At 48.1% G+C, this 7,144-nt stretch carries 6 protein-coding genes and 1 other annotated feature; all 6 genes read right to left on the bottom strand.

Features of this window, described 5'->3' with window-relative positions:
* Positions 1-240: DegV family protein (locus AC1WIP_RS09025; protein WP_481141531.1), on the bottom strand; the 240-nt coding region annotated here is incomplete at its 3' end.
* A 153-nt stretch (positions 241-393) separates the two neighbouring features.
* The gene (gene tyrS / locus AC1WIP_RS09020) at positions 394-1,611 is read right to left on the bottom strand and encodes a tyrosine--tRNA ligase (RefSeq protein ID WP_481141530.1); all 1,218 of its coding nucleotides are present in this window, start codon (positions 1,609-1,611) and stop codon (positions 394-396) included.
* A 317-nt stretch (positions 1,612-1,928) separates the two neighbouring features.
* Positions 1,929-2,199: a binding site (T-box leader), on the bottom strand.
* A 258-nt stretch (positions 2,200-2,457) separates the two neighbouring features.
* Complete coding sequence (locus AC1WIP_RS09015; protein WP_481141529.1) at positions 2,458-3,435, bottom strand: nuclease/transposase family protein; 978 nt, start codon at positions 3,433-3,435, stop codon at positions 2,458-2,460.
* Positions 3,436-3,563: 128 nt separating this feature from the next.
* Positions 3,564-4,553, bottom strand: a complete 990-nt coding sequence (locus AC1WIP_RS09010; protein WP_481141528.1) for a dipeptidase — start codon at positions 4,551-4,553, stop codon at positions 3,564-3,566.
* Between the two features lie 112 nt (positions 4,554-4,665).
* Positions 4,666-5,649, bottom strand: a complete 984-nt coding sequence (locus AC1WIP_RS09005) for a GDSL-type esterase/lipase family protein (RefSeq protein WP_481141527.1) — start codon at positions 5,647-5,649, stop codon at positions 4,666-4,668.
* A 57-nt stretch (positions 5,650-5,706) separates the two neighbouring features.
* Positions 5,707-6,996 carry an MBOAT family O-acyltransferase gene (locus tag AC1WIP_RS09000; RefSeq protein WP_481141526.1) on the bottom strand — a complete coding sequence of 430 codons (1,290 nt, stop codon included), beginning with the start codon at positions 6,994-6,996 and terminating at the stop codon, positions 5,707-5,709.
* Positions 6,997-7,144: the final 148 nt, after the last annotated feature.

Raw genomic sequence — 7,144 nt, 5'->3', positions numbered from 1 at the left:
AAAAGGCTCAAACACCTCCACATAGTCCTGCACAGAGGGCATGGAGGATTTTGGATATATCTTGGGATTGTCCACCATTTTCTGATAAAATTCTCTTATCCCGATCTCCAATATCTCCTTTTGATAATTCTCGTCCCCAAAGGACACATAAAAGGGAACCACCGTTACCCCGATTTCCCTTACAAGCGCAGGCGGCAGATCACAGGAGCCGTCACTTACAATGTGGTACGCTTCACTCATACTGCAGATTCACCTTTCCGATCATTTTGCTTCATAAAGCATAGGATACCACTTTTCATAGAACAATTCAACATGAAATGGTTTTTAAAACCACTTTTCCTGTAGCTGATCCTGCACTGCTTTTGGACACAGTATTTTTCCTCTCCTATTTGTTTACACCAGCTCCAGCCGTACAAATTTCCCCTTGCCCACCTTGAGCACATCCCCTGTCCGTATGCCCTCCTCCAGCTTTTCCACGGGCTGTCCATTTTTTTGTACGCCGCCCTGGCTCAGCAGCCTTTTAAATTCATTTCCACTGTGAATCACCCGGGCCTGCACCAGAGGGCGGAGGCAGTCGTACAAAGTGCCCTGATCCATCACCACCTGCAGCGTGTCCGGTCTTTGAGGCACCTTCCTTTGCACAAAGGCCTCCGTAAAAAACTGCTCCGCCTCCATGGTATCCTCTTCACTGTGGTAGAGCCGTGTTATGGTTCTTGCAAGCAGTCTTTTGCTGTCCCTGGGATTTGTGCCATCCGCCAGCTGTTCCTTGATTTTTTGAAGCTCTTCGGGCAGAATGTCCGCAGCCAGCTCAAAGTATTTTATGATCCTATGATCCGGTATCTGCATCACCTTCTGAAACATCACCCTGGCGTCCTCATCAATTCCAATGTAGTTGCCCAGGCTCTTGCTCATCTTTTCCACTCCGTCAATGCCTTCCAGTATGGGCATAAACAAGGCCGCCTGTGGTTCCATTCCCATTTCCTTCTGAAGCGCTCTCCCCATCAATAGATTGAAGGTCTGATCCGTTCCTCCAAGCTCAAGGTCTGCCTCCAGCTCCACGGAATCAAACGCCTGCATCAGCGGATAGAAAAATTCGTGCAGACCGATGGGCGTGTTGCTTTGAAAACGGTTCTTAAAATCCTCCCTCTCCAGCATTCTGGACACGGTGATAGTAGAGGCCAGCCGCAGCACCTGTTCCAGGCCAAGCAGCTCCAGCCATTCCCCGTTAAAGCGCATCTGGGTTTTGTCCCGATCCAGAATTCGGAAAATCTGTTCCTGATAGGTCTGGGCATTTTGCAGAATTTCCCTGTCCGTCATAGCTTTCCTGCCCTTGCTTTTCCCCGTGGGATCTCCGATTTTTCCTGTAAAATCCCCGATCACCACAACGATACTGTGGCCCATATCCTGAAGCTGCTTTAACTTGCGAAGCAGCACCGCATGCCCCAGGTGGATGTCAGGAGCGCTGGGGTCCATGCCGAATTTTACGGTAAGGGGCTTTCCCGTCAAAATACTCTTCTCAATTTTGGCAGCAAGGGCTTCCTCGCCCACTAGCTGCTTTGCTCCTTTCTTGATTACCTGCATCTGATGCTTTACCTGTTCATTGATTGTCATTTTTTTCCTTTTCCTTTCCTATGGTTTTTTCATATCCGGCGGATTAAGACAATCAATGCCAGCGCAGCCATGAGCAGGCTCGTAATGCTTTGCATTCCGAGCTCGCGTTGCTCGTCAGGTTTGCCCAAAGGGCTCTGCCCGTGCAAGCACGGCAGCTTTCCTTTTCCTTCCTTCTCATGAGCAGGCTCGTAATGCTGCGCATTCCGAGCTCGCGTTGCTCGTCAGGTTTGCCCAAAGGGCTCTGCCCGTGCAAGCACGGCAGAGCCCTTTGGGCAAACCTGACTCTGCTCATTCGCGCAAAAAAAGCTCTCGTCCTTCAAAAGGACGAGAGCAGGTCTCGCGTTACCACCTAATGTTTATAGACAGCTCGCGCTGCCTACCTCTTCGAGTACGGCCCATAGGCTTATACTCTAGCACGTTAACGGGTGCAGGACCGTCGCAGCCTACTGTCTCTGCCTTATCTGTATGGCAGGAATTCGGTGCGAAGCTCAAAGATGTATTCGCACAAAGCTTCCCATGCGCCTCTCATCAACCGGCTGCTTTCTGTTTGTTTCCCTTTGTGCTACTTCTTCTTGTCATTGCTTTTCTTAATCAAATCGCTTGAATATGAAATTATAGGTATTATATAAAATGAATCTATTTCTGTCAACTAAAAAATAAGGTTTTGCAGCATTTTATGTAACAGTTCAGCCATAAGCTGTATGACAGGCAAATCATGCTTGCATGAAGTTGCTTGTTGTACAGCTTATGAGCGGAGCGCCCGATAATGAGCAAAGGCAGCTGCGCAGCAGAGAAAAATCGCCTTGGCGCGGCTTTGCGAATGGCGCGAGCTGAAATGTTAGCCTGTTACGCATTCTGCAGTCTTGCTTCCTCCAGCTCTTCCCTGGTGGCTTCAAACAAGCGTTTTGCCTCCTCCTCAGTCCCGCCTTTTTCCAAAAACATCTGCAGCATCTTTTTTCTTCCTTGTTCCAGGCCTTGTTCTAAACCTTGTTCTAAACCCCGGTCATAAATAAGGTCACTTAAATTACACATACCAGCCAGGCTCCTTTCTATCCTTTCTGTCATCTGTATGCCGTACTGCTCCTCCAGCACAGCCTTTTTAGCCTCTGTGTCCAGTTTTTCAGAAAAAACTGCCGCCAGCAGCCTATGCAGACTGCTTCCTGCAGATAAACCCTCTTTTTTCCCAAGGCATACCATCACTGCCGAAAACAAATCATACCGCACCTTTCCCTGAAAATCCCCATATAAAGAGTTTGGCTGTATTTTATATTCTGTAATGGTATTCTCCGCATACTCCGGCACGTCAAAGCAAATCCAGATAGAATATACTTTCTTAATTCCGTCATAGGACTTTGGCGTGAATTCCACTCCCATCTGTGAGGACAGCAGTCTTGCACAGTAATAGACTGCACGGGTTACAATGTCATAGCCTGGTGTAAAGCTCTTCTGCGCTTCCACATTGATGATCAGCTTTACCTGCTCCATCCCCGGCGTAACCGCATGAAAGCGTATGTCAAAAGTCACCTGGCCTTCGTTGGCCACCTTGTCCTCCTGAGTCATTCCTCCAACAAAGGGCATATTGGTTCTTCCAGGTATAACAGAAGCTGTAGAGATTTCCGGTTCTCCTTCAATGCCTTCCAATATCTGCCTAATAGAATATCCTGAAAATTCACTGACCGTTTCCTTTAGAATCCTGGCCAGTATCTGTTTATCACTTAAAAGGCGTTTCACCTCCGTGTCATATTTTGCCTTGCTTCCTGCTATATCCACAGCATCGGCAGACAATGTGTTAACGTCCATCCCCTTTTCCTTTCCCCATCTCACAAAGCAGCCTCCTGTTGCCCCCACAGGCTTTGGCATCTATGCCAAAATGCAAAATATCCAATTTCAGTGTATCTCAAGGCTTCCAGAAAATCAATAAAAACGCCATAAAAAGGCTCTCCTTGTCCGCTTTATTTTAAAATTTCCCGGTATACCCGAAGCACGTTTTCAAAAAATATCCCATCCAGCTGGGACTGGGTAAAGCCCGCCCCATGGAGGGCATCCCAGAGCCGTTCCACGCTCTGTGCTCCAGGCAGCGCTTCGTTGACATCGATACCGTCAAAGTCGCTGCCAAGTCCCAGTACCTCTATGCCGCCCACATCCACAATATGTTTGGCGTGATTCACGGCAGCATTTAAAATGGCCTGTATGCGCGCTTCCTTTTGCATGGGTGCGGACTTCTCCCCCATAAGAAAGTCCACACAGTAATTCAGCCCTGTCACACCGCCCCTCTCTCCCAGACTGCGTATCATGGAATCTGTCAGATTCCTGGCACAGGGGCAGACTGCCCTGGCATTGGAGTGGCTTGCCACAAAAGGCTTTTTTGCGCATTCCAGCACATCAAAAAATCCCTTGTCGGACAAATGGGACACATCTACAATTATCCCCAGGCGCTCCATCCAAAATACAAACTCTCTTCCCCTTTCGGTAAGCCCTTTTTCCTTTTCCGGGCGGCCGTTTCTATTTGGGTACCCCAGCTCATTGGGATAATTCCAGGTAAGCGTCATCATGCGGACCCCCATGTGGTACAGCTTTTGCAGCTTTTGCGCTTCTCCCCCGCACACAGCGCCTTCCTCCACTGTCAGGAGCCCTGACAGCTTTCCCGCCCTTTCATTTTTTAAAATATCCTCATAGCAGAGCACAGGAGCAATTTTTTCCTCATTGCAGGAAAGCTCTCTTGCGTAAAGTTCATAAAGAGCACAGACCCTCTCCCAAGGATCTTTACACTCCCCCCGATCCACAAACAGGGCAAAATTCTGGAGCAGATATCCGCTTTTCTCCATGCGCTGCAAGTCAAGCTGCAGGCCGTTTTCTCTAAGTCCAGTCTTTTCCCCCTTTCTCTCCCTTTCAAAAATCTCAGCCACTGTGTCACAGTGCATATCCACAATCTTTTGATTCACTGGCTCTGTCCTTTCTTCTGCACATAAGGCATCTGTTCCATTTTTCAAAAGCCCTTGGCTTTTCTCTATTGTATTCCCCGGTGGATTTCTATATTCCCTTTCCCATTTTCCCTTACAGTGCATGGGATTTTAAAAAGTCCTTCCAGATAGTTACATACTGTGCCTTTAAATGCACGCCGTCGAAGGTATAATCGGGATTCATGCCCCCTGTCTCGTCGCAGATAAGAGGATTTACGTCAAGATAGTATACCTTCACATAATCCGCAAGCTTTTCTATCTCTGTATTGCGGGCCTCGATTCCCTCATTTGTGATGTAATCTCCCTGGCTGGAACGCTCTGCGGTCACTTTCATGATGCCCTGTAAATAAATAATGGCGTTAGGCTGCAGCTCTTGAATGCGGTTTACCACCTCTTTATATTGTTCCATAAAGGTTTCCACGGTGCCCGTTCCCATCTCGTTGATGCCAATCATCAAATAAATTTTCGAGAAGGAATTTTGTTGTAACGCTTCCTCCACAGTCAGCTTCTCCTTCTGTCCGGGAACCGTAACAATCTCCGCATCCAAAAGCTTATATATGGTCAGTCCAGTGGACGCGTAAAAGGTCGCCGTATCCTCCAGTCCGCCATAGTCATACAGTCCCACAGTCCGAGAATCTCCTATGAAAAGCGCATCCTTAAAATAGTCGTCCTCCACAGTCCGATATTCCACATCCTCCGGCCTGCGGGAAACAATGGGCTGGGGCGGCTCCTGTGATTGACCATTTTGGTCACCCTGTCCAGTCAAATTCTCCGTCCCATCTCCCTCTCCAGTGGCAGGAGCCAGACTTTCTTCCTGTAAGGAATCGTCAGCATTGTCAGAACCGGAAACACTGTCAGCGCCGGAGACGCTGTCGGAGCCAGAAATGCTGCCAAAGCCTTCCTCCTTCGCGTCTCCTGCGCTCACAGTTTCCTCCCCTCCTGCCATAGTCTCCTGATACCAGCTTCTCATCTGCCAAAGAGGCTTCGCATAAACCTGCCAGTTGTCCCAAAAGGTCAAATACACCGCCCCAAACACGAAAAGCATCACCAAAAAAGTATATTTTTGAATCTTTTTCAAGCAATCACCTCAAGCCGTCAGTCTTTTTCTTTTTCCAATTTCCTCCGAAATTCCCCGTTAAAAGCGGAAATACATAAAAGGATTCTCTCCCTCTACCGCAATCCGCCACACACAAATCCAGAACAGGGCCGCAAGAATAAGCATTCCGGGAATGGTGTCCTTCCACCTGCGGTAAAGCTTCTGTATTGCGGGTGTGCAGGAAAGCAGGGCCGCCGCAAAAAGGGGCCAGTAATTTGTAAGAGCCTTCTCCCAGTCACCTGCCCGCACATTGATGGCTTCCACCAAGCCGAACATCCTTCCCAGATAGGTCTGCAGCTGGGAAACATCAGTGATGGCAAAGCACATCCATGTAATAGGGATTACGATCCACAGATACAGATGGGGAATCACCTTAAGCCGTTTCCCAACTCCCGTTTTCGCAAGCAGTCGTTCCAGAACGATCAAAAACCATAAGCTTCCGCCCCATATAAAAAAGTTGACCGTACTGCCATGCCACAGAGAAGTCAGCATCCAGACGGCCAGAAGATTCAGCACAGTTCTTGTCATTCCCCTTCTGTTGCCTCCCAGGGGAATATACACGTACTTACGGAACCAGCTTCCCAGCGTTATATGCCATCTTCTGTAAAAGTCCCTGACACTGCGGGCCATGTAGGGATGCTTGAAATTTTCAGGGAGTCGAAAGCCCATTATCCTCCCCAGTCCGATTGCCATCAGAGAGTAACCGTAAAAATCAAAATAAATCTCCATAGAATAGGCAAGGGCCGCCAGCCAGGCCAAAGGCGTTGAAATACTTTCAAAGCCTGTCACCTGCACCTCTCTCCACAAAAGCCCTATCCTGTCGGCCAAAAGCACCTTCCAGACAAGTCCTACCGTAAATACCTTAAGACCCTCCTGCAGGCTCTCCGCCGTCATCTGCCTCTCCCTGATAGGCTGCCGCAGCTCCCCGTAGCTTACAATAGGGCCAGAAATCAGCTGCGGAAACATGGTGATATACACCGCCAAATTGAGAAAGGATCTCTCACGCCTGATGTCTCCGCGGTAAACGTCAATCAAATAAGACAGAATCTGAAAGGTATAAAAGCTGATTCCCAGAGGCAGTCCGGCCTGATCCGTTCTGCCCTTGAAAAACGCAAGGCACCCCACATTTCCTGCGATTGCCGCAATCAAAAGAAGCTTTTTCCAATTTTTTTGAAATCTATTTTTACTCTTTCTATTTCCCTTCACAGGCTGTAAGTGCAGTCCCACAAAATAGTTAGAAAGCACCGAAAGCATCAAAAGCACCAGATGCCTGGGCTCTCCCAGCGCATAAAAAATAAGACTTCCCGACAGAAGTGTCACATTTTTCATGTTTTTGGGGGTAATTCCATACAGGATAAAAAAGGCTGGAAGAAAATAGAGCAAGAATTCTATACTGCTGAAAACCAAGAATTATCACATCTTTCGTCTCTTCTCTACTTACTATAGTATCTTTTGTCCGGTCATAATACAACTAAAT

This window comes from Acetatifactor sp. (assembly GCF_982438285.1).
Note: the sequence above shows the minus strand (reverse complement) of the source record. Positions and strands in the feature narration are given on the sequence as shown.

Excerpts from the sequence above, each read along its gene's own strand:
- tyrS (WP_481141530.1), bottom strand. The coding sequence starts at position 1,611 with ATGACAATCAATGAACAGGTAAAGCATCAGATGCAGGTAATCAAGAAA.
- AC1WIP_RS09000 (WP_481141526.1), bottom strand. The coding sequence starts at position 6,996 with ATGAAAAATGTGACACTTCTGTCGGGAAGTCTTATTTTTTATGCGCTG.